At 45.2% G+C, this 24354-nt stretch carries 21 protein-coding genes and 2 tRNA genes; 21 read left to right on the top strand and 2 right to left on the bottom strand.

Going from position 1 to position 24354, the window contains the following annotated elements; translation table 11 throughout:
• The first annotated feature begins 26 nt into the window (after nucleotides 1-26).
• The 10 genes from ACY652_RS07100 (at nucleotide 27) to ACY652_RS07055 (ending at nucleotide 10348) form a co-directional block, all read left to right on the top strand.
• Nucleotides 27-611, top strand: coding sequence for a PI-PLC domain-containing protein (locus ACY652_RS07100; RefSeq protein ID WP_462267340.1), 585 nt, complete (start codon nucleotides 27-29; stop codon nucleotides 609-611).
• Nucleotides 602-1267, top strand: coding sequence for an HAD family hydrolase (locus ACY652_RS07095; RefSeq protein WP_462267339.1), 666 nt, complete (start codon nucleotides 602-604; stop codon nucleotides 1265-1267). Before ACY652_RS07100 ends, ACY652_RS07095 begins: the two co-directional genes overlap by 10 nt.
• Nucleotides 1260-1661 (top strand): GtrA family protein, encoded by a 402-nt coding sequence (locus ACY652_RS07090; protein WP_462267338.1) that lies wholly within the window; start codon nucleotides 1260-1262, stop codon nucleotides 1659-1661. Before ACY652_RS07095 ends, ACY652_RS07090 begins: the two co-directional genes overlap by 8 nt.
• Nucleotides 1639-3777, top strand: coding sequence for a hypothetical protein (locus tag ACY652_RS07085; RefSeq protein WP_462267337.1), 2139 nt, complete (start codon nucleotides 1639-1641; stop codon nucleotides 3775-3777). Before ACY652_RS07090 ends, ACY652_RS07085 begins: the two co-directional genes overlap by 23 nt.
• Before the next feature lie 8 nt (nucleotides 3778-3785).
• Nucleotides 3786-4778: a class II aldolase/adducin family protein gene (locus tag ACY652_RS07080; RefSeq protein WP_462267336.1), complete on the top strand. Its 993-nt coding sequence runs from the start codon at nucleotides 3786-3788 to the stop codon at nucleotides 4776-4778.
• Nucleotides 4779-4781: 3 nt separating this feature from the next.
• On the top strand, nucleotides 4782-5555 hold the full coding sequence (locus tag ACY652_RS07075; RefSeq protein ID WP_462267335.1) for a glycosyltransferase family 2 protein: 774 nt from the start codon (nucleotides 4782-4784) through the stop codon (nucleotides 5553-5555).
• On the top strand, nucleotides 5552-6316 hold the full coding sequence (locus ACY652_RS07070; RefSeq protein ID WP_462267334.1) for a sugar phosphate nucleotidyltransferase: 765 nt from the start codon (nucleotides 5552-5554) through the stop codon (nucleotides 6314-6316). Before ACY652_RS07075 ends, ACY652_RS07070 begins: the two co-directional genes overlap by 4 nt.
• The gene (locus tag ACY652_RS07065; RefSeq protein WP_462267333.1) at nucleotides 6313-7026 is read left to right on the top strand and encodes a glycosyltransferase family 2 protein; all 714 of its coding nucleotides are present in this window, start codon (nucleotides 6313-6315) and stop codon (nucleotides 7024-7026) included. Before ACY652_RS07070 ends, ACY652_RS07065 begins: the two co-directional genes overlap by 4 nt.
• Nucleotides 7027-7176: 150 nt before the next feature.
• Complete coding sequence (locus tag ACY652_RS07060; protein WP_462267332.1) at nucleotides 7177-8793, top strand: hypothetical protein; 1617 nt, start codon at nucleotides 7177-7179, stop codon at nucleotides 8791-8793.
• Between the two features lie 100 nt (nucleotides 8794-8893).
• Nucleotides 8894-10348 carry a glycosyl hydrolase family 28 protein gene (locus ACY652_RS07055; RefSeq protein ID WP_462267331.1) on the top strand — a complete coding sequence of 485 codons (1455 nt, stop codon included), beginning with the start codon at nucleotides 8894-8896 and terminating at the stop codon, nucleotides 10346-10348.
• Nucleotides 10349-10410: 62 nt separating this feature from the next.
• Here the strand turns inward: ACY652_RS07055 and ACY652_RS07050 are convergent.
• Nucleotides 10411-10484 (bottom strand) — tRNA-Pro (locus tag ACY652_RS07050).
• Between the two features lie 424 nt (nucleotides 10485-10908).
• On the opposite strand from ACY652_RS07050, the gene ACY652_RS07045 reads away from it, so the two are divergent.
• From ACY652_RS07045 to ACY652_RS07000, 10 genes are all read left to right on the top strand, one after another.
• Nucleotides 10909-11727 carry an IS5 family transposase gene (locus tag ACY652_RS07045; RefSeq protein WP_462265197.1) on the top strand — a complete coding sequence of 273 codons (819 nt, stop codon included), beginning with the start codon at nucleotides 10909-10911 and terminating at the stop codon, nucleotides 11725-11727.
• A gap of 30 nt (nucleotides 11728-11757) precedes the next feature.
• Nucleotides 11758-15081 carry a DUF4175 family protein gene (locus ACY652_RS07040; protein WP_462267330.1) on the top strand — a complete coding sequence of 1108 codons (3324 nt, stop codon included), beginning with the start codon at nucleotides 11758-11760 and terminating at the stop codon, nucleotides 15079-15081.
• Between the two features lies 1 nt (nucleotide 15082).
• Nucleotides 15083-15505 carry an ATP-binding protein gene (locus ACY652_RS07035; protein ID WP_462267329.1) on the top strand — a complete coding sequence of 141 codons (423 nt, stop codon included), beginning with the start codon at nucleotides 15083-15085 and terminating at the stop codon, nucleotides 15503-15505.
• The gene (ybeY, locus tag ACY652_RS07030; RefSeq protein WP_462267328.1) at nucleotides 15505-15933 is read left to right on the top strand and encodes an rRNA maturation RNase YbeY; all 429 of its coding nucleotides are present in this window, start codon (nucleotides 15505-15507) and stop codon (nucleotides 15931-15933) included. Before ACY652_RS07035 ends, ybeY begins: the two co-directional genes overlap by 1 nt.
• Nucleotides 15934-15973: 40 nt before the next feature.
• On the top strand, nucleotides 15974-16483 hold the full coding sequence (locus ACY652_RS07025; RefSeq protein WP_462267327.1) for a glutathione peroxidase: 510 nt from the start codon (nucleotides 15974-15976) through the stop codon (nucleotides 16481-16483).
• A gap of 184 nt (nucleotides 16484-16667) precedes the next feature.
• On the top strand, nucleotides 16668-17330 hold the full coding sequence (locus ACY652_RS07020) for a Rossmann-fold NAD(P)-binding domain-containing protein (RefSeq protein WP_462267326.1): 663 nt from the start codon (nucleotides 16668-16670) through the stop codon (nucleotides 17328-17330).
• A complete protein-coding gene (locus ACY652_RS07015; protein ID WP_462267325.1) occupies nucleotides 17327-19201 on the top strand; it encodes an ABC-F family ATP-binding cassette domain-containing protein in 1875 nt (624 codons plus the stop codon). The genes ACY652_RS07020 and ACY652_RS07015 overlap by 4 nt, the downstream gene beginning before the upstream one ends.
• A 2-nt stretch (nucleotides 19202-19203) precedes the next feature.
• Nucleotides 19204-19458: a CBU_0592 family membrane protein gene (locus ACY652_RS07010; RefSeq protein ID WP_462267324.1), complete on the top strand. Its 255-nt coding sequence runs from the start codon at nucleotides 19204-19206 to the stop codon at nucleotides 19456-19458.
• A 29-nt stretch (nucleotides 19459-19487) separates the two neighbouring features.
• The gene (gene mnmG, locus ACY652_RS07005) at nucleotides 19488-21350 is read left to right on the top strand and encodes a tRNA uridine-5-carboxymethylaminomethyl(34) synthesis enzyme MnmG (RefSeq protein WP_462267323.1); all 1863 of its coding nucleotides are present in this window, start codon (nucleotides 19488-19490) and stop codon (nucleotides 21348-21350) included.
• A 133-nt stretch (nucleotides 21351-21483) separates the two neighbouring features.
• Complete coding sequence (locus ACY652_RS07000) at nucleotides 21484-23133, top strand: Ig-like domain-containing domain (protein WP_462267322.1); 1650 nt, start codon at nucleotides 21484-21486, stop codon at nucleotides 23131-23133.
• On the opposite strand, the gene ACY652_RS06995 is transcribed toward ACY652_RS07000, so the two are convergent.
• Nucleotides 23120-23638: a gamma carbonic anhydrase family protein gene (locus ACY652_RS06995; RefSeq protein ID WP_462267321.1), complete on the bottom strand. Its 519-nt coding sequence runs from the start codon at nucleotides 23636-23638 to the stop codon at nucleotides 23120-23122. The two genes, ACY652_RS07000 and ACY652_RS06995, sit on opposite strands and share 14 nt — an antisense overlap.
• 642 nt (nucleotides 23639-24280) lie before the next feature.
• On the opposite strand from ACY652_RS06995, the gene ACY652_RS06990 reads away from it, so the two are divergent.
• Nucleotides 24281-24353 (top strand) — tRNA-Gly (locus tag ACY652_RS06990).
• The last annotated feature ends 1 nt before the right edge of the window (nucleotide 24354 follow it).

Genomic DNA, 24354 nt, shown 5'->3' with positions numbered 1-24354 from the left:
AAGCTTACTGCTGAACATCCGCCTGCATGACCATTGAAACTTTGATACGCCACCGGGTAAACACCGTTGCCGAACTTTCAGCACTGAACACCGCCCTGGGTACCGAGCTGGATCTGCGCAGTACGCTCGACCGCATTGTACTTAACCATGAGGTATTTGAAGATGGCGACGATTTTAAAGATTACCTGGCGGCCTACCGTCATAATACCTGCATCCTGAACACCAAGACCGACGGCCTGGAAGATACCCTCATTGGGATGATGGAGGAGCATGAACTGGAAAACTACTTCTTTTTAGATACCACCATTCCAACCACGGTAAAATACATCCGCAAGAACTTTAAAAAGATAGCGGTGCGCTTTTCGGAGTATGAGCCGCTATCCTTTGTGCAGCAGTATGAAGGTAAGATAGACTGGGTATGGGTGGATTGTTTCACCAAGAACATACTGGACCGCAAGGCTTACGAATACCTGAAGCCGCATTTTAAGATCTGCATTGTATCGCCCGAGTTACAGGCGCACCCGCTGGAGTGGGTAGAAAATTTTAAGGCTGATTTTCAAGGCTTTGAGTTAGATGCCGTATGTACCAAACGCCCTGACTTATGGAAGTAACTACTTTAACCGACATAAGCGTAGAGGGCACCGACCTGTTGCTGCTGGATTTAGATAACACCCTGTACGAATATAAACGCTGCCATGAGTTTGCCTTAGATAAGCTTTTGGAAGCTGCCCAAAAAGCCTTAAATATATCAGCAGAACAGCTGCACCAATATTATTATGCTTGCCGCAAGGCCGTAAGCCATGCGCACATTGGCACCGCCAACTCGCATTCCCGCTTGTTTTATGTGCAGGGGTTGGTAGAGAGGGCAACCGGCACCACCGATGCCGGGCTGATTATGCAACTGCACGAAGCCTATTGGGGAAATTATATTGACTATATGGAATTGTATGACGATGCCGTTCCTTTCCTGGAACGCTACAAGGCGGCGGGTGTTCCGGTGGTGATGGTAACCGATATGCTGGCCGGTATACAGTTCAGAAAAGTGGAGCAATTGCAGATTGGCCGGTATTTTAATTATATGGTAACCAGCGAAGAAGCGGGCGTAGAAAAACCGCACCCTTATATATTTGAGCTGGCCATTAATAAGGCACTGCAAATTAAACCAAGCTTGCGCAATATTGCGGTAGTGGGTGATAATGTGAAGAAGGACATTTATACATCGCCGGTGTACCGGGTAGATGTTTACCATATTTTGCGGAATGAATAAACAATTGGTTTCCTCAGTTGTAAAGTTTGCGATAGTGGGTGGCACAGCTACTTTGTTTAACTATGCTATATTTTATATACTACAAAAACAATTTCAGGTAAATACTATTCTCGCAACAATAATTGGCTACGCCAGCGGATTAGTTTTAGGTTTCTTTTTAAATAATTTTTGGACCTTTAAGAGCCGGCCTTACAGTTTAAGTTTAGTACTGGGTTACGCTACCGTTTACCTGATTTCGTTAGGCTTAAGTGTCATCTTTATGAAAATCACGGTTGACAGGCTTCATTTTAATAAATGGGTGATGTACATTTTCGCTATCGGCATTTCAACTGTATTTAACTTTGTTGGCCTTAAAACCGTAATTTACAAGAATGAGCCTGCAGGAAACGTATAAAGTGGAAAGCAAAACAGGCATACTGCGCAGGCTGGGCAGAAGCAAGCCCTTTTGGGCCGGGCTGGTGCTGAAAATTGTATTCGCGGCGCTTTTTGCTTCCGATTACATGACCACCCTGTTCGCCCCTTTCATTAAAAGGGCACTAAGCGGCGACTTCTTTAATGTATACGATATTTTCCTCCGCATTAAGCCCAACGCCTTCCCCTACCCGCCGGTGATGCTGTACATACTGGCATTGCCGCGCTTTGTGGCATCTGCTATCTGGGGCGTAGGCGGGCCGGTTACGGCGGTTGATGTATTTTGTTTGAAACTGCCCTTACTGGCAGCCGATCTGGTGATCAGCATCATCCTGATCAAGTGGCTGCAGAATACCAAAAAGGTGGTGATCTGGTACTGGCTCAACCCTATCGTTATTTACATCTGCTACATCCATAGTCAGCTGGATATTATTCCTACCGCACTGTTCTGCATCTCCCTGTATTACCTGTTTAACGACCGTTATAAGTGGTTTGCGCTGTTTATTGTGCTGGCTTGTACCACCAAGTTTCACATTGTGATTACGCTGCCCTTTATTCTCATCTACCTGTACAAGATTAAGAAGCTGCAGCCTGCCAGCCTTGCCCGTGGCATTCCGGCCATTGTGCTGGCCATTGTGCTGCTGAACATGCCGTTCCTGCTGCAATCCGGCTTTTTCGAGATGGTGTACCACAACCGCGAGCAGGGCAAGGTATTCACCTCCTATTTCAGCCTGTTCGAAAATTACCGGCTGTTCTTTATCCCGGCCTGCTATATGGTACTGCTGTACCTGATGGCCGAGTTCAGGTTTGTGAACAAAGATATCCTCATTATTTTCCTCGCCTTAGGCTTTGGTATTTTTACTTTCTTTCTGGTACCGCAGCCCGGTTGGTATTTATGGAATATGCCCTTCTTTGCCTATTTCCTGATACGGTTCAATTTCAGGGCGCAGTTTATGTTCGTGGTGCTCAATGCTGCCTACTTTATCTTTTTCCTGCTGTATCCACAGTCTGATGTGCCGCAGGTAGCACAACTCATTAACCCGGCTGCCCGTTTCATGCCTAATTTGTACCATGTGCTGGAAAGTAACCATGTAGGCGTATATACACTGGTGCAGCTGAGCTTTACCTTTCTACAGGTAAGCTTAATGATTTTTTTAGTTTCAATGTTCAGGCTGGGCGTGGTACAGGTAAAACGTTACAAGATTTACAACCAGCCGTACCTGATTGGCATCGGCGGCGATTCCGGTTCGGGCAAAAGTACGCTCACCCGGGCAGTAACCGATTTGTTTAGTTCATTTGCACTGGTGGTGCGGGGCGATGATATGCACCGCTGGGAACGCGGCCACGAAAAATGGAACGAGATCACTCACCTCAACCCCAAAGCCAACTGGCTGCACCGCGATCTGGCCGATCTGATCGAGCTGAAAGCCGGCAACAAAATCAAGCGCCGCAGCTATGACCATCATACCGGTAAGTTTACGCCGCTGCTCACCATCAACCCCAGCAAAATTGTTATTTACGAAGGGCTGCATCCTTTTTATTTAAAAGAGGCAACCAACATTTATGATTTGAAGGTGTTCCTGAAACCATCAGAAGCCCTGCGCACCCACTGGAAGATTGAGCGCGACGTAGCCAAGCGCGGCTATGCCCCCGAAAAGGTATTGGAGGCACTGCAAAAGCGCCAGTCCGATTCGGATCAGCACATTCTGATACAGGAATCGGAAGCGGATATTGTGTTTTCGGTGGACCGCGATGAACAGGCGGAACTGAATGCGGCTGATGCGCTTTATCTGCGGGTAACCTGCTCCAACGACATCTTCTTTGAATACCTGCTCGACCAGCTGACGGCAGCCGGATTAGATATTAAGCACGACATCAACCGGCAGGGCCAGGTAATCACCATTAAGGGGATCATCAGCACTGCACAGGTAGCAGCCATTGCCGAAGCTATGCAGCTGGACATTAAAGAAACCATTGGTTCAACACCGGGCTGGGGCGAAGATTATTTGGGCGTAATGCAGTTGATTGTGTCTTATTACATGTTTACACAATTGAAGCGCACCGGGGTAATTACAGATACGGAAGCCAATTTAATATAGAAATAAGTATGCTGAAGCAATTACAATCTATAACCGCACCCTTTGCCTTTACTGGCGAGCATGTGCAGGGGCCGGGCGGCAACACCTCTGTTAAGCAGGGCAGCGAGATACTCATTAAAGGTTCGGGCTTTACCTTTAAGGATGTGGCGCATGATACCGGCGTGGTGAAACTGAACAACCAAACCGTTCAGGACAGCTTACAGGTAAAGCAGCAGCAGGCGTTTACCGAAATGAGCAGCGGCTTCCCCGAGGTGCTGGAAAGCAGCCCTGAAGGCATCAAGCCCTCTATGGAGTATGAATTTCATTCGCTGCTGAACACCTACGTGGTGCATACGCACTCGGTATACGCCAATGTAATTACCTGCGCCGCAGCGTGCGAAAAGCTGCTGAGTGATATTTTCGCTAACGATGAATACCTGCTGGTGCCCTACGTTACGCCCGGCTACCCGATTGCCCGTGCGTTGCTCACCTTAAAAAAAGGTGAGGGATGGCCGCCGGTCATCTTCCTGAAAAATCACGGCATCATTATACATGGCGCCACCGCACAGGAAGTAATTGATAAGTATGCTGATGTGGAATACAGGATTAAACAGCATTTGGGATTAGCACCTCTGCAGGAGTTTAACTGCTCAGAAGTTACCGAAAATAGCTGTGTACTGAATGCCGGGGCCATTAATGGCGCAAACATTGACTTAGCAGGCATCGAAGAAGAATTAACCGGCCAGGTATTGATACCCGACCAGTCTATTTTCTTCCGCAACAAAATATCTACTACGGATAAAAGCGCCGGCATCTATGTGGATGCAGCCGGGCAGCAGATCATCATCAATGGCTCTAAAAACTTTGTGGCAGCCGCGGTAGCCATGCTGCAGGCGGTGTATTACATCAAAAACAATATGGCAGCCTTACAGTTACACCCTGACTATATTCCCCAGGAAGATTTAGACATTTTGCATGGTCTTTCTTCAGAAAAATACCGTTTGTCGCTCTTAAAAAACTAATATATGCAAATCATCATACCCATGACCGGCGAAGGCTCACGATTTAAAGCCGCCGGATATGACCGCCTAAAGCCCATGATTTACGTGCATGGCAAAACCATACTGGAGCATGTGGTCAGCATGTTTCCCGGCGACCACTCCTTCATTTTTGTGTGCCGCGAAGACCATGTGGAGCAGTATGACCTGAACAACTTCATTCCTTCGTTTTGCCCCAATGCTACCATTGTAAGTATTCAGCCCCACAAGTTGGGCCCGGTATATGCAGCTTTACAGGCTAAGGATGCGGTGAAGGATGATGAACCTATCATCCTGTCCTACTGCGATTACTTTATGGCCTGGGATTTTAACGATTTCATCAGCGAGGTGAATAAATATAATGAAGATGGCAACGTCATCTGCTATTCCGGCTTCCACCCGCACCTGCTGCCGGCCAAAAATCTGTATGCGGGCTGCCAGGTAGATGGTGAGAAACGCCTGCTGGAGATCAAAGAGAAGTTCTCTTTTGAAGAAGATAAAAGTAAAGGCTTCCATTCGGTTGGCGCCTATTACTTCAAAAGCGGCAGCCTGATGAAGCATTATTTTGAAAAAACGGTAGAGCGCAACGTAGCCTTAAACGGCGAGTATTATGCCAGCCTGGTATACAACCTGCTGCTGGAAGACAAGCTGAATGTAGGCGTGTACGACATGGTGCCTACCTTTTGCCAATGGGGCACGCCTGAAGATCTGGAAGAATATTTATACTGGGCCGACATCTTTTTAAAAAACCACTACGCATGACCATCATCATCCCTATGGCCGGCAAAGGCGAGCGCTTTGTAAAGCAGGGCTACACTACGCCAAAACCCCTGATTATGGTAGGCGATACGCCTATGGTAATTAAGGCGGTGAACGATTTACCCCAAGGCGACCATTACCTGTTCATTATGCTGAAAGAGCATTTAGAAAAACAGGCTATTGATAAAGAAATTAAAGCTGTAATACCACAGGCGGAGTTTGTGGTGTTAGACCACGTAACCGAAGGCCAGGCCAGTACCTGCCTAACTGCCCTGCCTTATGTAAAAAACGATGATGAAATTATCATCGGTGCCTGTGATAACGGCATGATTTACGATAAAGCCGCTTTTGAGCAGATGAAAGACGAGGCTGATGTAATTGTGTTCACCTTCCGCAATAACGTAACGGTGGTAGATAAGCCGCAGCAATACGGCTGGGTAAAGGTAGAGGGCGAGAATGACGTTACCGGTGTATCGGTAAAGGTGCCCATCAGTGCTAAGCCCCTGCACGACCATGCCATTATCGGCGCTTTCTGGTTTAAGCATGCCAGTATCTTTCAGAAAGCCACCGAGCGTATGATTGCGCAAAACCGCCGGGTAAATAATGAGTTTTATGTAGACGAGTGCGTAAACGATGCCATTGCCTTAGGTTATAAAGTGAAAGCTTTTGAAGCCGATAAATACATTTGCTGGGGCACACCTACCGACTACGAAACCTTTAATTACTGGAAAACTTACTTTAACAATAAGCAGCTATTCGTATGATTAAGCTTTCCATTGTTATTCCCTGCTATAACGAAGCAGACAACCTGCGGGCGCTAACCCATCGTTGCCTTGAGGTATTGAAAGAGAACGCTTTCGCCGAGATCATTCTGGTCGACAACGGCTCTAAGGACAACACACCGCAACTGATGCAGCAACTGCTTCAGGAAGCCGGGCTCGACCGCCTGCGCAGCCACCAGGTAGTGGAAAACAAGGGATATGGCTATGGTATACTGCAAGGCCTGGAAGCAGCCGCCGGGCCGATGCTATGCTGGACACATGCCGACCTGCAAACCGACATTACCGACTGCATGAAAGCCTACAGAATATGGAATAATACCCAAAACCCCAATCTGGTGGTAAAAGGAAAGCGCCGCGGCCGCAACTTTTTCGATACCTTTTTTACCCAGGCCATGCAGTGGTATGTGCTGTATAAACTAAGGGTAAATATCAACGACATCAACGGGCAGCCCAAGCTGTTCTCCAAAACGTTTTTCAACAGCATTAAAGCCCGTGCCCCGTACGATTTCTCGCTGGATTTATACCTGCTCATTAATGCCAAAAGGTATGGCCAACTGGTTGATTTTCCGGTATACTTCCACAACCGCGTAGCCGGTGAGGCCAAAGGCGGCGGCAGCGGCGGCATGAAGTTGAAGATAAAACTGCTGAAACGCACTGCGGCGTATATTAACGAGTTGAAAAAGCAGTTGTAGTCGCCAAACACCAGTTTGTCGTTGCGGGGAACGGGCGCCATCCCGTTGGTTACAGGGCGAATAAGCATAGCTACGGGATGGCGCCCGTTCCCCGCAATGACATACTGCCGCAAATCAGTATAAAACAACGATTATACGCTGAACTACCCAATGAAAAAATACTTTACAGCACTCGGCGAAATTTACAGGCTTAACAAGCTTGTTTTCAAAAGGAATGTGCTGTTGTTTGTTATTTTGCTAATTCCCTTCCTTGTTATTAATTACCGGGTAATTGACATTGATTTTGTGGACGCGTATGATGTGGATGAGTTCTTTTTTCTGAAGGTACTGTACTCACGCCAGTTCTTTGGGTTCAATCACCTGGATATGCAAAAGTTTTTCTCCGGCTTTTACAGCTACGGCCGCCCGTTCTGGATCATCGACTTTTTGGTTACTTACCTGCCCTTTACTTTTCATAAATACAACCTGGCATTATTCCTTACCCGTGTAGTATCATCGCTGTTTGCCATACAGGGCTTCCTGATTTTTAAGGAAACACTGTATAAGCTGGCAGGCAAGGGATATGCCTTGCTGCTGATTACCGTTACCACCCTGCTCATGACCTATTTCTGGGCGGCAGGCTCCTGGCTGCACCCGGATTGGATGATGATGTACTTTGTGCTGCTGGCTTTCTATTATTTCTTTAATGAAAGAATAGAAAACAACCATAGCCAGGCCTTTCTGATGGCCATAGCCATTGCGGTAGCGGTAAAGGTACATTCGCTGCAGTTTATGCCGCTGGTAGCATTGTACCTGGCCAAGCCCTTCTTTCTGGCTCCATCAGTGAAAACCTTTATCAATGCCGTAAAGCAAAACCTGATTGCCTTACTGGTAATTGGCATCGTATTTATTGTGCTGAACCCTTACCTGGTTCACCCCAAAGGCCCCGGCTTGTTCTACGAGTCCTTTGCCAAGGATATGGCCTCCAACAAAACCAATAACGATGCAGGCTACCTTCCTACGTTTGCCGATAAAGTGAATGTATTTGCCAATGCTTACCTGTCGCCCTGGGTAGTTATATTAATTGCTGTAGCTGCCGTGCTGTTTGCGGTTAAAGGCTTAAGCCGGTTTAAGCTGCATTATGAGGGGCTGGCATTTATCATAACTACAGTAGTGGTGATTGCCTACTACATTTTGATGGTAAACAAAGCCTGGCCGCACTACTATCTGCCTATCCCTTTTATGCTGCTGCTGGTACTGGCTATAACGCTGCCAGCCCTGCTGCAAAAGCCACAGCTGCTAAATATAGCATTAGGCCTTGTGGTGGTATTGCAACTGGTTAATACGATAGTGCGGTTTGATTATTTTAAGGATTGGGCGCAACCGCAACGCCGCCTTGCAGCTGCGGGTAATTATGCACAGTATAACGCGATCGTAAAAACATTAAATCAGTTTCCTGATATTAAAACGGCCAGTGTAATGTTTACCTATGATCTGCCGATCCCGGTAAATGCCTGCCACCTTGATTTTAGCAATGTAAATCATACCCCTGCCCCGTCGCTGGCCGAACTCCGGCATGTGAGCCGGCTTGACCCAAAACCGGTAGATTATTTAGTGGTGCAAAAGTCTAAGTTTTATGCCGCCGATGACATACACGCCCTGCCTGCTTATAAATGGTCGGCGGCACTGATTGATTCTATCAAAGCCGGCCAGGTAGCCGATTACAAAGTGGCTTCAACGGACAGCAGTTTCATCTACATCCGCCGGGTAAGTGAGACGAAGCATTGACAAGGATCGACAAACATAAGCCGTTTATCGCTTTTTATGGTCTAATTATTGCCGTTTATGGCTTTTTATCGTACAGTTTTCACTTGTTAAGTTCTACTTTATGCCTCTTTATACCCGCCAGCTGATACGGCTTTTTGCACTGTTTTTGTTAATTGTATTGGCATTACCGGCAACCGCAGCCAGCATCATTAAAATATATCCGGCACCCAAAGGCGCTTCACTCAGTACCGCTTTTAAGGTAGCAGCAGGCGGAAAGCTTGTACCTGTTTACCTGGCCAAAGTAGGTGCCGCCGACCCGGGCAGGCGTTTCAAAGCGGTAGACGACATGCTGCATTCCGACATTTATTTTGACAAGGCGGCCTTTGCTTATTTCGATTTGCAAGGCACTGCAAATGTGAGTATTACGGTGAGTCAGGCAGTAAGAAGTGTTAAGATTCTGCCTTCTTCTGCCGGTGTAAAAACCAGCATTAATGGCAAATCCATCAGCTTCAAAGTAAGCAAGCCTCAAAACTTAACCATCGAAATTAACGGCGAAACAGTTAAATCCCTGCACCTGTTTGTAAACGGTATTGATGCCAATGTACCTTCGCCTAAAGACCCTAACGTGATCTTCTTCGGGCCGGGAATCCATGAGGTAAGCAACATGACCATAGGCGATAACAAAACGGTTTATATTGCCGGTGGCGCCATCATTAAGGCGGTGATTGACCCCAAGGAGCGGTACACCACAGAGCCGGTGGGCTTTCGTAATTATGTACCCACCTTTAACCTGCAGGGGCAGCATATCAAATTCAGAGGACATGGTATTATTGATGCCAGCGCCTGCCCTACGCACGCCCGTAATATGCTGTTGTTGAGGGGGAATGACATTACCGTTGAGGGGGTAATTATGCTAAATCCCGCCGGCTGGACAACGCCTTGCTTCTCTTCCGGCAATATTCATTATAACAACATCAAAATCATTAGCTACCGGGCCAATACCGATGGTATTGACATTTGTAACAGTAAAAATGTACTGGTGGAAAACTGCTTTATCCGTACTAATGATGATGTGGTAGTGGTTAAAACCTTACCTCAGCAAGGTATGGCTGAGCATATCATCGTAAGAAACTGCGTGGTATGGAACCAACTGGCTAATGCCTTGAGCATCGGCCTGGAACTGCGGGAAAATGTAAATGATGTTACCTTTGATAACTGCGATATTATACACGATACCGGCCGTGCCTGGTGTATGGCGATCATGAATACCGATGCCTCATCTGTCACCAACGTTACCTTCAGTAATATCCGGTTAGAGGAAGCCCATCAATTTATTAATTTATGGATTGGCAAGGCTGCTGAATCACATGACAAGCAACCCGGCCGTATAAGCCAGGTAACTTTCAGAAATATTACGGTAAAAGGCGCGCGCTTACCTATTGATCTGGCTGGGGCCGGTTCGCAGAACCGGGTGGATAATGTGCGTTTTAGTAATATACAGGTTAATGGTACGGCGCTACATAATGATCAGGTGCATTACAATCAATTTGTGAGTGGTATTGTTGTGCAGCCTTAATCAGGCAGTATTTAACGAATAATGGCCTTTAGCTAAGCTAAAAAGGCCATTATTCATTATCGTCGGGATGGCAGGATTTGAACCTACGACCTCCAGCACCCCATGCTGGCGCGATACCGGGCTACGCTACATCCCGAAGTGTAGTTGGTATGGCAAATATAAAAGTTTTAAGAGCGGATTTCAAAAAACTAATACCCGAGGTGAGGGTATTGCCCAAAAAAAGAAGCCTCCCGGCACTCGCTGCCAGGAGACTTCAAACCTAAACCTTATCACAACCGGCAGGTGTTGCTGAGCCTGCCGGTAAAACAAAGATGCGCTAATTGGTACAAATGCAAATATATGTATCGGCCAACACCTGCATTGTGCCGATAAATCGCTGAATTTTGCGGACAGCTATATACACAAGATAGTATCTTAGCGTTTTCTGATAGGAATAAAATTTATACAAGGAAGTTGTGGGGTTTCTACATGAAGCTGTTTAGTATTTAGGAAAAAAGGATAAGGACTTCCGAAAAAGTAAGAGATTTGAGTTACGAAGCAAAAACGACTTAAAATTTCTGATGGAAGTCCTTGTAAGCAAAGATAAGATAGAGCGGTGGATAGTTCCGCATTTGAGTAAAGGAAAAAGAGGAAATGCGGTAGGGCCACCGCTGTGGCAGATTGTGTGGGCGATACTTTACCGGTTAAAGACAGGCTGCCAGTGGCGTCAATTGCCTTTGAAAGCGTTCTTTGATCAGGATAAGTTAAGCTGGCAGGGTGTATATTATCACTTTGCACGATGGACAAAAGATGGGTCTTTTGAGCGGATGTGGACGACCTTGCTCAAGGCTAACCACCAGCACCTGGACTTATCCTGCGTACAGTTGGATGGCAGCCATACGCCTGCCAAGAACGGCGGCATGGCGGTGGGTTACCAGGGCAGGAAGGCAGCTAAGACGACTAATATGCTTTTTTTAGCGGATAATCAGGGCATTATGCTGGCCTGTTCGGAGCCGCAGGCCGGGCAGCACAATGATGTATATGAGTTGCAGTCCTTGTTTGCCCAGTTGTTTCATACGCTGGAAAGGGCGGCAATCCCAGCTGAGGGGTTGTTCCTGAACGCAGATGCCGGCTTTGACTGTAAGACCTTAAGGGCAGCCTGCGAACAGCGGCACATTCAGGCTAATATTGCTAAAAACAAGAGAAATGAACAGCAAGCAGAAGATAATGCTTACTTTGACGATGAACTATACAAAAGACGAACGGTTATCGAAAGGACTAACGCCTGGATCGACAGCTTTAAGGCACTTCTTATCCGCTTTGAGACCAATACCCAAACCTGGGTGGCTTTACACTTGCTCGCCTTCTGTATCATCTTTTTGAGAAAAATACCCAACTGAAAACACTAAACAACTTCCATAAATTAATTTATGCCTGTTGCCAATAATTACAATTTCCTGATTGCGCAGATTAACCGCTTTATCCGCAGGTATGAGTTAAACCGCCTGTTGCGGGGTCTGATTTTCTTAGGTGCAGGCTTATTTTCGGCATATCTTATCATTACGCTTACCGAATATCTTGGAAACTTTAATACCGCATTACGTACCGGCCTGTTCTACCTGTTTATTACAGTAAATGTATTGCTGATCTGCTGGCTGGTATTACCGCCCCTGCTGTCTTATCTGCGCTTGAGGCACACCCTGACCCATGAAGAAGCCGCTGAAATCATTGGTCGGCATTTTACTGATGTGCAGGATAAACTACTCAATACGTTGCAGTTACAGCAACTGGCCGGCCAGGATACCAGCCAACGGCAGTTGATTGAGGCCAGCATTCATCAGAAAATAGAAACGCTGAAGCCTGTTAATTTTCCATCGGCAATTAATTTTAAGGCCAACACTAAATATATGCCCTGGTTAGCATATCCACTGGCTATTATTGTACTGATTGCCCTTATCGCACCTGCGGTACTGAAGGAAAGCACCAAACGCATTATCCGGCATAACGAATACTTTGCGCCGGTTGCACCTTTTCAGTTTATCATACTTAACACTAATTTAAAGGTTACACAGGGTGATGATTTAAAACTGAACATCAGGCTGAAAGGAAACCGCCTGCCGGATGAGGTATATATTGAAATGGCCGGTCAGTCTTTCCGTTTAAATAAAAACAACATAAGCCGCTTTAATTACCTGTTTACCAATGTGCAGCAAAACACCAGATTCCGGCTCACCGGAAATGGTTATAATTCAGCATTTTATGAAGTAAAGGTAGCTTATAAACCAGTACTGCTGCACCTGAATGCACAAATCAGTTACCCTGCCTATTTGCATAGGAAAGCCGAACAGGTTCAAAATGCCGGTGATCTTACAGTACCAGTTGGCTCAACTGTTGAATGGCAGCTTACCACGAATAATGCCGAAAGTGTAACAATAAAGGCGAATGGCAAAGCAACCCAAGCTAAAAGCATAGGCGGTAATCGCTTTGAGTATACGTTGCGTGCAGTACATAGCCTAACCTATACCCTGATTCCGCAGAATAATGAAGCTGCACATAGTGATAGCATTTCCTATAAGATAACTACTATTGCCGATGAATTGCCTGCCATCAACGTTCTGCAGCAAAGGGATTCGGTAAGTTTGAAGAGCCTGTACTTTAGCGGCAGCATTGCAGACGATCACGGCTTTTCAGCGCTTAATTTTTGCAGTGTTGTGGCGATACCGAGTGATAAAAAGCGCATAAAAGTCTATAAAAAGCGAATAAATGCCAATATCAGCACAAAAAACGCTTCATTCTTCTACTACCTTAACACGGCCCAACTGCCTGCAAACTCGGGCAGCACCGTGAGCTACTATTTTGAGGTGGCAGACAACGATGCCGTAAACGGACCAAAGTATGCACGCTCGCAGGAGTTCACTTTGCAGATACCCGGCGCGCAGGAAACAGACCGGCAGCTCAATGCCGGAAGCCAGGCGGTAAAGCAGCAACTGCAATCGGCTATAAAGATAGCCGGGCAACTGGAGCGCGAAACGCAGCAGGCCAACCAGATGCTATTCAATAAAAGCAGCCTGTCATACGATGAAAAAAAACAGTTGGAAAGCCTGATACAAAAGCGTAATGATTTGAACGAACTGCTCAAAAACATCAGGCAGGAAAGTAAAAACAATACCTATAACCGCCAGGAGAACCAGCAGCAAACGGCCGAACTTACCGCCAAACAGAAGGAAATGGAGCAGTTGATGAACCAACTGCTGGATACCAAAACGCAGGATATGCTGAAGCAACTGGAAAACCTGTTGCAACGCAACCAGAAAGAAGCCACCCGCAATGAACTGTCTGACCTGCAATCCGACAATCAATCCTTAAAAAAGGATTTGAACCGGATGCTGGAGTTATACAAGAAGCTTGATTTTGACCAAAAATTGAATCAAAGCGTTAACCAGCTGCAGGAGATGGCCAAACAGCAGCAGCAATTAGCGGATAAAACAAGCAGCAAAAACGCAAACACACAACAATTACAACAGGAGCAACAGCAACTCAGGCAAAATTTCGACAAGGTAAAGGAAGGCCTGAATGAACTTCAGAAAACCAGCGAGCAACTGGAGCAAAAAACCGGCTACCAAAACCCCGGGCAGCAGAGCATCCAGGTAGACCAGCAGATGAGCAAAAGCGCTGCACAGCTTGAAAAAAATAACAAGGGCAGTGCACAGCAGGCGCAGCAGCAGGCGGCTGCCCAACTACGGCAAATGGCAAACCAGCTGCAGCAGCAGGAACAGGAAGGCGAAGAGCAGCAAAACCAGCTTAACCTGCAGCAATTGCGTGAGTTGGTTAAAAATTTAGTGAACAGCTCCTTTAACCAGGAAAAATTATTGCAGCGCCTGCGTGGCACCAGCAGTAATGACCCTGCTTATATAACGCTGGCACAAACACAAAAAGATATAAAGGACAACATTAAAACCGCGCAGGACAGCCTGTATGCCTTAAGCCGCAGGGTACCGCAGATACAATCGGCCGTAAACCAGGAAATCAGGAATATGAACAGCCATATAGATGGGGCGCTGGCCTTAATGGATGAGCGGCGCACCCCTGAGGCGGTACGCCTGCAGCAGCAGGCCATGACGGCTATGAACAACCTGGCGCTGATGCTGAGCGAAGTAATTGACCAGGTACAGCGCATGATGAAGAATGCCAAACCGGGCAGCGGTAAAAAACAAGGGTCGCTCTCACAGCTATCGCAGCAGCAGCAGCAGCTTAACCAAAATATGCAGCGTATGCGCGAGCAGATGCAGCAGCAGGGCAATCAGGGTAAAAGCGCACCTTCGGGCCAAAGCGAACAACTGGCCCGCATGGCCCGGCAACAGCAAATGATACGCCAGGCACTGGAAAAATACAGCCGCGAACAGGCCGACCCTGGTAGCGCCGGTGCAGGCAGCCTGAATAAAATTGCCAAGGCAATGGAACAAACCGAAAGTGATATCGTAAACAAGAATTTAACAAATGAATCGTTAATAAGGCAACAGCAAATTCATACCCGCTTACTGGAGGCCGATAAGGCAGAGCAGCAGCGGGAGCAGGATAAACAACGGGAAAGCAATGCCGGCACCCGGTTACCGCCGGGCTATATAAAAGCCCTGCAAAACTATCAGCAGCAAAGGGCAAAACAAACAGAACAATTGCAAACTGTACCTCCGGCACTGAATTTGTACTTCAAACAACGCGTTAAAAATTATTTCGATCAATTAAATGCACAATAACATGCAAGAGGCGAATAGTCCTACTACTGAATTATATACACTGCAACTCCCTTCCCGGCGCGACAGCATTATCCAGCTGGAGGCTTTAATAGAAGAAATTGCAGATAAACATCAGGTAAGTGAAGATACTTTTGCCAACATGATGACCTGCTTAAATGAGGTTGTAATTAACGCTATTGTGCATGGTAACAAGCTTGACCCCGACAAAAAAGTAATAGTTAATGCCGAGGTAGACAGTAAGCGTATAATATGGACCGTTACAGATGAGGGCGCCGGCTTTGATTACCTGAACCTGCCCGACCCTACTGCCGAAGAAAACCTGGAAAAATTAACCGGCCGTGGTGTGTTCATTATTAAGCACCTGGCCGACCAGTGTATATTTAATGCTTCAGGTAATGAAGTAGAACTTCACTTTAAGATTTAATGCCCGCTGTTCATTTTTTTCAGGAAGATATTAATTACCCGGTAAAGCAAAAACTTAAAGTTAAACAATGGATAAAGGATACCATTGCCGCCGAAAATTGCAAATTGGGTATTCTAAACTTCATTATTTGTTCAGACGCATATCTGCTGACCATTAATCAGCAATATCTAAATCACGATACGTATACCGACATTATTACTTTTGACAATTCGGATCTGGAAGGCGTAATCAACGGTGATATCTTTATCTCTGCAGAGCGCATTGCCGAAAATGCCAAACGGTATGAAGTAACTGCGGCGACAGAAATGCACCGCATTCTTATCCACGGCACTTTGCATTTGTTGGGATATAAAGACAAAACTCCGGCTCATAAGAAAATAATGACCGAAAAAGAGGACTTTTATTTAAGCAAAAGAAAGTTTGTTTAAGCATCTTTCGCCTATCTTTACATTTTTAAATTAATCAACAATGAAAATATTAGCACTGCTGTTTGCGCTCCTGTTTACTGCACCAAATTCGGTTTACGATTTTAAACTTAAAAATATCGACGGTAAAAACTTTGATTTGGCAAAGTATAAGGGGAAAAAGTTATTGATTGTAAATACCGCTTCTAAATGCGGCTTTACGCCCCAATATACCGAGCTGCAAAAATTAGCCGACCAGTACAAGGGTAAAGTGATAGTAATCGGCTTTCCGGCCAATAATTTCGGTCAGCAGGAACCGGGCCTGAATGATGAGATCAAAACCTTTTGCGAAAAAAATTATGGGGTTAAATTTCCGCTGAGCGAAAAGGTTAGTGTAAAAGGCGACGATATCAGCCCCCTGTTTAAATACCTGACCAGTGCACCCAACCCCGATTTTACCGGCGAAATTAAATGGAACTTTGAAAAGTTCCTGATTGATGAAAATGGTAAGCTGGTTCACCGCTACCGTTCACAGGTAAAGCCGTTATCTACCGAAATTACCAGTCAGTTATAAGTTAATTTACTGTACATTTATATAGAAACAGGCGCTGCAACGCCTGTTTTTTTGTTGATTAGGGGTAGATGTACTTTTTATTGTCCGAAATCTTTTTTACTCTAAAGCAATAATTGCGTCATACCCTTTCTGCTTCGATTAAACTCATTTTACTTTTTGTATTTTTGTAAAGTATTATTAATTAATGGCATACAAAGCAATTATAGCAGGTGCAAGTGGTTTAGTGGGTTCATCATTGTTAAATATTCTGTTACAGCAGCCAGAATATAATGAGGTGGTGGTACTGGTAAGAAAGGACCTGCCGTTATCGCACAAAAAACTGGTACAAGCTATTGTTGACTTTGACCGTCTTGACCAATATCAGCATATCATTAACGGCCACGCCTTATTTTGCTGTTTAGGCACTACCCGCCATAAAACGCTAGATATGGCAGATTACCGCAGGGTAGAGTTTGACTACCCCGTACAATTAGCAAAACTGGCCCTGGATAATCAGGTAATACAATATCATTTGGTTTCTTCAATGGGCGCTAATGTAAATGCGTCATCCTTTATGTATTATACTAAGCTTAAAGGCGAAGTAGAACAGGCCATTGAACACATAGCGCTCCCCTGCCTGCAAATTTACAGGCCATCGTTGCTCACAGGTGAGCGTAACGAAAACCGGCCTGAGGAGCGTGTAGCTACAGGAATAATGAAACTGGTTGACCCCCTGCTTATCGGGCCATTAAAACGATATAAAAGCATCCCGGCTCAAACTGTAGCTATGGCGATGTATAAACAATCATTACAATCTAAAGAAGGCGTATTTATTCATCCTTCTGATCATATAAAACAACTAGCGTGAGTACTTTTTTATCTGCCGAAAATTTAGGTCATTCTTTTCATGACCACTGGCTGTTTCGTAACCTTACTGTTGGCATTAACCGTGGCCGCCGGGTAGCGCTGGTAGGCATCAATGGTGCCGGGAAATCTACCCTGCTTAAACTTTTAGCCGAGCAGTTTATGCCGGTGGAAGGCAAGGTAGTACATAGCCGCGATGTAAGTATCGGCTACCTGGACCAGGATCCGCAGTTTGAAAAGGAAGCGACTATCAGCGATTTTATCTTTAGCGCCGACAATGAGCAGCAGCAATTGATTCGTAAATACGAGGAGTTGCTGGCCCACGATCCTGATAACAGCAAGGCGATTGATAAGATAATGGAGGAACTAAGTGCCACCAACGCCTGGGAATATGAGTACCAAATTAAAAATATTTTAGGCCGGTTGGATGTACACGACCTGGATCAGAAAATAAATACCCTATCGGGTGGACAGAAGAAGCGTTTATCCTTAGCCAAACTGCTGATTACCGAACCTGACGTGTATATATTAGACGAGCCTACTAATCACCTAGACATTGACACGATTGAGTGGCTGGAAAAGCTGTTAACCGAGGGCAACAAAACCATTTTGATGGTTACCCATGACCGGTATTTTTTAGATAATGTATGTAATGAGATTATTGAGCTTGACCGTGGCAAAATATTCAGCTACCAGGGCAATTATGGTTATTATTTAGAAAAGAAGGCAGAGCGGCAAGCTACGCTTGATGTGCAGTTTCAGCGTAACTCAAACCTGTTAAAAAAAGAACTGGAATGGATGCGCCGGCAGCCGCAGGCTCGGGGAACCAAATCGCAGGCGCGCATTAATGCCTACTATGATTTAGAGGATAAGACCAAAAATGCCGGCCCTAATGCCAAGGTTGAATTAAGTGTTAAAACGGCAAGGCAAGGCAATAAGATTATGGAGTTGCACCACTTAGGCAAATCGTTTAATCAGCACGCCATTATCAGCAACTTTAATTACGTATTTAAAAAAGGTGATCGTATTGGTTTAGCCGGTAAAAATGGTAGCGGTAAATCAACTTTGCTCAATCTCATTACAGGTGCGTTATCTCCTGATGCCGGCGAAGTGATACAGGGTGAAACCACCGTAATGGGTTATTTTCACCAGGCCGGTATGACATTTTCTCCGAATGAAAGAGTAATTGATATTGTAAAAAATGTAGCAGAGTATATTACCATGGCCGATGGTAAAATGATCTCCGCCTCGCAACTACTTACGCTGTTCCTCTTCCCTCCTGCCAAGCAACACGGTTTGGTTTCTAATTTGAGCGGAGGCGAAAAGAAGCGGCTGCAATTAATGCGCATCCTGATCAAGAACCCCAATTTTTTGATTTTGGATGAGCCCACCAATGATTTGGATATTGATACCCTTAATGTATTGGAGGAATTTCTGCTTTCTTACAACGGCGTATTAATGCTGGTTTCGCATGACCGTTACCTACTGGACCGGCTGACTGACCAGTTATTCATTATGGAGGGTAACGGCCAGGTAACACTATTTAACGGCAACTATTCTTCATACAAAGATGAACTGGAGGCTAAAAAATTTGCTGAAAAGCAAAATGCGCTTGTTCCTAAAACTATAGCTCCGGTACAGGCTGCACCAAAAAAGTCCAAGTTAGGCTTTAAAGAAATTAAGGAAATGGAAACGCTTGAAAGCGATATTAAAGCGTTGGAAAGTAAGATACAATCTTTAACGATAGAGCTAAACAGTGGCAACAGCAACCATATGCGCTTAACGGAACTTGCTCAGCAAATTGAGCAAGCCACTACTACATTAGATGATAAAACTTTTCGCTGGATGGAATTAACTGAACTTAACGAAGCATAAATATGAAAACATCAGACTTAATCGCTTCCATAGGCGTTATTATTCTTTTAATCGCTTTCCTGCTCAATTTGTACAAGAAACTGTCGGCCGATAGCAAAATATACGCTTTATGCAACTTTATAGGCGCTGGCTTGTGTGGGTTTTCTTCTTACTTGATCGGGTTCTATCCCTTCGTAATTTTAGAAAGCATCTGGGCTTTGTTTGCCTTATCATCATTATTTAAAGTTCCACGTGGAACGTCAAACAACGGCTTATAGAACGTTCCACGTGGAACACAAGAAAAAACATGTTTGAAAAATATAATGTAATTGTGGCCGGCGCAGGCCATGCAGGCTGCGAAGCCGCAGCTGCAGCCGCTAATATGGGCTCAAAAGTGCTGCTCATTACCATGAATATGGGTACCATTGCACAAATGAGCTGTAACCCTGCCATGGGTGGGGTAGCTAAAGGACAGATAGTGCGCGAGGTAGATGCCTTGGGTGGTTACTCGGGTATTATAGCTGATAAAACCACAATACAATTCAGGATGCTGAACCGCTCAAAAGGCCCGGCCATGTGGAGCCCCCGCACACAAAACGATCGGATGCGCTTTGCAGAAGAATGGCGCCTGACGTTAGAAAGCTTGCCAAATTTAGATATGTGGCAGGATACCGTAACCGGCTTGCTGGTAAAAGATGGCAAGGCTTGCGGCGTAAAAACAGCAATGGGCATTGAGATTGAAAGTGATGCGGTGGTACTTACCAACGGCACATTTTTAAATGGCATGATCCATATAGGCGAAAAGAAATTTGGCGGCGGCCGTACAGGCGAAAAGGCAGCACATGGCTTAACCGAACAATTGGTTGAATTGGGCTTCGAAGCCGGCCGTATGAAAACCGGCACCCCTCCCCGTGTAGATGGCCGTACCTTAAATTACAGCGTAATGGAGGAGCAATGGGGCGATGAAGAGCGCGGCCGTTTTTCCTATACCGATGTACCCCTGCCTACGGAGCAACGCTGTTGCTGGATTACGTATACCAATAGCCAGGTACATGATACTTTAAAAGAAGGCTTTGAAAAATCGCCGATGTTTACCGGGCGTATCAAAGGTTTGGGGCCACGCTACTGCCCCTCTATCGAAGATAAGATCAACCGCTTCGCAGAACGCGACCGGCACCAGATATTTGTAGAACCAGAAGGCTGGAATACCGTAGAGATTTATGTGAATGGATTTTCTACTTCTTTACCAGAAGATGTACAATACAAAGCCCTGCGTTTGATACCGGGGTTTGAAAAAGCCAAGATGTTCAGGCCGGGTTATGCCATTGAGTATGACTACTTCCCTCCTACCCAGTTGAGCTTAACGCTGGAAACCAAACTGATTGCCAACCTCTTTTTTGCCGGACAGATTAACGGTACCACCGGTTACGAGGAAGCAGCATCGCAGGGCTTAATGGCAGGCATCAACGCACACCAAAAAGTACATGACCAGCATGAGCTGATATTAAAACGTGCAGAGTCCTACATTGGCGTATTGATTGACGACCTGATTACCAAAGGAACAGAAGAGCCTTATCGTATGTTCACTTCACGTGCTGAACACCGTTTGCTGTTAAGGCAGGATAATGCCGATATACGCTTGAGCCCTAAAGGCTATGAGCTGGGGCTAATCAGTGAGGAACGGTTAGACAAGGTAAAACGTAAAGTAGCCGACTCAGATGAAATTGTAAAGTTTACCAAATCAAAGTCTATTGAACCGGCTAATGTGAATGCATTACTGGAAGAACTAAACACGAGCACCCTTAATCAGAATACCAAGTTGTTTAATCTGCTGAGCCGCCCTCAGGTAAATTTTGCTGATCTGCAAAAGGCAGATATTGCATTACAGGAACTGCTGGCAAAGTATGATAAGGAAACGGTAGAGCAGGCTGAAATAAAAATCAAGTATGAGAGTTACTTTGATAAGGAACTGGAGATTGTACACAAGATGAAACGCATGGAAGACCAGGAAATTAACCCTGACTTTAATTATCATCAACTGGTATCACTTTCTAAAGAAGCACGTGAAAAATTGATGCGTATTAAACCACGTACTTTAGGCCAGGCTTCGCGTATTTCGGGTGTCTCGCCGTCTGATGTATCCGTTTTAATGGTGCATGTGTCCAGATAAATCGTAAATTACTGTTTTACAGCAATTTACTTTTATAAATAATAGCTTTAAAAATTACCGTTTTAAAGCTATTATTTTTAAATTCTAATCATAATATTCGCCGGCTCTAAAAAATCGTTTATAACGCTTAAAAATGGCTTTAAATAAAAAGTGCGTGTTTTCTGTTAAAATTCTGCTTCTGTTTACCTTCTTTGCTATCATTTGTTCATGTGCAAGCATACAACGGCCACAGGGAGGACCGCGCGATCATACCCCGCCTAAATTGTTGAGTGCTGTTCCCGAGAACATGACCCGTAATTTTAAGGCGAAACAAATCGTACTCACCTTTGATGAATATTTTAAGCTGGCTAACCAGTACCAGGAAATTAGCATGAGCCCGGCACAGGAGAAACAGCCGGAATATAAGATTAAGGATAAAAGCCTGGTGATTAACCTGCGCGACTCTTTATTAAAGAATACTACCTACGTAATCAACTTTGGTAAGGCGATTGCTGATAACCATGAGGGTAACCTGCTTAAAAATTTTACCTACGTGTTTTCTACCGGGCCGCATATCGATTCGCTGAGCATTACCGGCTCGGTAAGCAATACACAAACCGGCGAGAAGGAAAAAGATGCCACCGTAATGCTATTTCCGCTAAGCCAGGATTCGGCCTTCTTTGGCAAGAAGAAGCCTTACATTTTTATTAATACAGATTCGGCCGGCAATTTCTCATTAAATAATTTGCATGATGGTGATTATCGCATCTATGCTTTAAAGGAAGCATCACCTGATAAAATTTACAATAGCGATGCAGAGTTAATTGCTTTTTTAAAGCAGCCTATACATTTAGATGGCGATACTAGCAATGTTCAGCTAAAATTGTTCAGGCAAACGCCTGAAAGGTTCAGAACTGTAGAGAAGCGCTTTAACCCGGATGGTGCGATGCTGTTTGCTTTTAATAAGCCCTTTATTGACCCTACTGTAAAAATTACGGCCCCCGCTGCTTTAGACCAGCAGAAGTTAGTTGATTTCAGCCGCAACAAAGACACGGCACTGGTATACATGCGCAATATGGATTTTGATTCTATCAGTGTTGCGTTCTATGACCAGGGGAAAAAAGTATTGGATTCTATTAACCTGCGTAAAGGCCGTAATGAAAAATTTGAGCGTACCATCGGTTTTCGTTATAATATTAATGTAGATAACCGCTTAAAGCCCAATACCGACCTGCAGCTTACGGCTACGGTACCGATTGAAAGCTTTGACCAATCGCGTGTCTTTTTAACTGAAGATTCGGCATCGGTAAGCGGTGTTACATTAGAGAAGCAAGCCAATGAAGACAGAAAATTTACGCTCAAGTACCGCTGGAAGCAAAATGTAAAATATGAACTGACGTTGAGCGAAGATGCCTTTACCGACATTTACGGCGGCAAAAGCAAGCGGCAGCTCCGGCGCTTTACGGTAGATAAGCCTGAGAACTACGGCAACTTAACCCTGAAAGTAAATGTGCCCGACAGCAGTAAGGCTTACATTGTGCAGCTCACGGATGATAAGCAAAACGTTTTCCGGTCGGATATCATCCGTAAAAACAGCGCTTTGGTCTACAAGGATTTTTTTGCTACCAGGTACAAAGTGAAAGTGATTTATGATGATAACAGGAACGGGCGCTGGGATAGCGGCAGCGTAAAGCAAAGGCGCTACCCGGAAACCATCTGGACCGACAGCAAAGTGATTACCCTGCGGGCCAACTGGGATCAGGAGGAAACAGTTGATATTCCGAGGGAGGTTACTGCGCCGTAGTAAACCAGCCGGAATACATTACATAATTGTTTGGTAAACGTTCTAAAAGCTGCTTCTGCTCGTCGGTAAGCGGCTTTATTTTTTTGGCAGGCGTACCGGCGTACAGGTAGCCCGACTCGCATACGGTGTTCTCTAATACCACTGAACCCGCCCCGATAATTACATAGGGCTCCACCACAGCATGGTCCATTACGATGGCCCCCATACCGATAAGTACATTATCTTGTACCGTACAGCCATGCACAATGGCATTATGCCCGATGTTTACATTACTGCCAATATTGGTGGGCGCCTTTTGATACGTAGCATGTATCACCGCACCATCCTGAATATTGGTCTTATCTCCTACCCTGATGTAATGCACATCCCCGCGCACCACCGCATTAAACCATACCGAACATTGGTTACCCATTATTACATCGCCTATAATAGTGCAGTTTTCGGCAATAAAGCAGTCGTCGCCCCAGATGGGGGTTTTATCTTTTACAGGCAGGATGAGAGGCATGAGCTGATGAGTGATTTTTGAATGAATGAATGATTGATTGATCAGATAAACAACTTGTCATTGCGAGGTATGAAGCAATCCCGTAGCTATACATCTTTGCCCTGTATGCGACGAGATTGCTTCGTTCCGACATTTAATCATAGAGCCATCCTTTAATAGTTATTAACAATCTTCCTGCCTACTATTACGCGTCATTGCGAGGAACGAAGCAATCTCCGACGTGCAGAGTGCCCCTGTAAGCTGGGGATTGCTTCGTTCCTCGCAATGACGCGCTGAAATAGCTTTGTGATTAAATGCCGCTATCGCTCGCAATGACTGAAGATATAATTTACGTATCAAAAAAATTAGCAAAACCTCCTATTCCATTCTTCCTTACTTTGTTCGATTTGCTTGTAAATATCACTACTGGTTTCTGCAGAAAGTGTTCCCAAAAAATCCGCCATCGTTTGTTTAGGCTGTTGTATGGTAAGTTCGTCTAATGATCAACAGGTAATTTCAATAGCTTTCCCTACACAATCCGCAGGTATATCAAATTCTATATGCGTATGCTGGGGTGTTAATACCGTACGTATCATAAAATCAAATTTACCTAAAAATTTTTATATTGATACAGATGCACTACATTAGCACAGCAAACCAAAAGCGGAAATAGCTCAGCTGGTAGAGCATCAGTTTCCCAAACTGAAGGCCGCGGGTTCGAATCCCGTTTTCCGCTC

The sequence above is a fragment of the Mucilaginibacter sp. genome (genome assembly GCF_965200995.1).
In the GTDB taxonomy this organism is placed as follows: domain Bacteria; phylum Bacteroidota; class Bacteroidia; order Sphingobacteriales; family Sphingobacteriaceae; genus Mucilaginibacter.
The sequence above is the reverse complement of the archived record's forward strand: the minus strand, read 5'-3'. Positions and strand labels throughout refer to the sequence as shown.

Excerpts from the sequence above, each read along its gene's own strand:
- ACY652_RS07100 (WP_462267340.1), top strand. The coding sequence starts at position 27 with ATGACCATTGAAACTTTGATACGCCACCGGGTAAACACCGTTGCCGAA.
- ACY652_RS07095 (WP_462267339.1), top strand. The coding sequence starts at position 602 with ATGGAAGTAACTACTTTAACCGACATAAGCGTAGAGGGCACCGACCTG.
- ACY652_RS07090 (WP_462267338.1), top strand. The coding sequence starts at position 1,260 with ATGAATAAACAATTGGTTTCCTCAGTTGTAAAGTTTGCGATAGTGGGT.
- ACY652_RS07085 (WP_462267337.1), top strand. The coding sequence starts at position 1,639 with ATGAGCCTGCAGGAAACGTATAAAGTGGAAAGCAAAACAGGCATACTG.
- ACY652_RS07080 (WP_462267336.1), top strand. The coding sequence starts at position 3,786 with ATGCTGAAGCAATTACAATCTATAACCGCACCCTTTGCCTTTACTGGC.
- ACY652_RS07075 (WP_462267335.1), top strand. The coding sequence starts at position 4,782 with ATGCAAATCATCATACCCATGACCGGCGAAGGCTCACGATTTAAAGCC.
- ACY652_RS07070 (WP_462267334.1), top strand. The coding sequence starts at position 5,552 with ATGACCATCATCATCCCTATGGCCGGCAAAGGCGAGCGCTTTGTAAAG.
- ACY652_RS07065 (WP_462267333.1), top strand. The coding sequence starts at position 6,313 with ATGATTAAGCTTTCCATTGTTATTCCCTGCTATAACGAAGCAGACAAC.
- ACY652_RS07060 (WP_462267332.1), top strand. The coding sequence starts at position 7,177 with ATGAAAAAATACTTTACAGCACTCGGCGAAATTTACAGGCTTAACAAG.
- ACY652_RS07055 (WP_462267331.1), top strand. The coding sequence starts at position 8,894 with ATGCCTCTTTATACCCGCCAGCTGATACGGCTTTTTGCACTGTTTTTG.
- ACY652_RS07045 (WP_462265197.1), top strand. The coding sequence starts at position 10,909 with ATGGAAGTCCTTGTAAGCAAAGATAAGATAGAGCGGTGGATAGTTCCG.
- ACY652_RS07040 (WP_462267330.1), top strand. The coding sequence starts at position 11,758 with ATGCCTGTTGCCAATAATTACAATTTCCTGATTGCGCAGATTAACCGC.
- ACY652_RS07035 (WP_462267329.1), top strand. The coding sequence starts at position 15,083 with ATGCAAGAGGCGAATAGTCCTACTACTGAATTATATACACTGCAACTC.
- ybeY (WP_462267328.1), top strand. The coding sequence starts at position 15,505 with ATGCCCGCTGTTCATTTTTTTCAGGAAGATATTAATTACCCGGTAAAG.
- ACY652_RS07025 (WP_462267327.1), top strand. The coding sequence starts at position 15,974 with ATGAAAATATTAGCACTGCTGTTTGCGCTCCTGTTTACTGCACCAAAT.
- ACY652_RS07020 (WP_462267326.1), top strand. The coding sequence starts at position 16,668 with ATGGCATACAAAGCAATTATAGCAGGTGCAAGTGGTTTAGTGGGTTCA.
- ACY652_RS07010 (WP_462267324.1), top strand. The coding sequence starts at position 19,204 with ATGAAAACATCAGACTTAATCGCTTCCATAGGCGTTATTATTCTTTTA.
- mnmG (WP_462267323.1), top strand. The coding sequence starts at position 19,488 with ATGTTTGAAAAATATAATGTAATTGTGGCCGGCGCAGGCCATGCAGGC.
- ACY652_RS07000 (WP_462267322.1), top strand. The coding sequence starts at position 21,484 with ATGGCTTTAAATAAAAAGTGCGTGTTTTCTGTTAAAATTCTGCTTCTG.
- ACY652_RS06995 (WP_462267321.1), bottom strand. The coding sequence starts at position 23,638 with ATGCCTCTCATCCTGCCTGTAAAAGATAAAACCCCCATCTGGGGCGAC.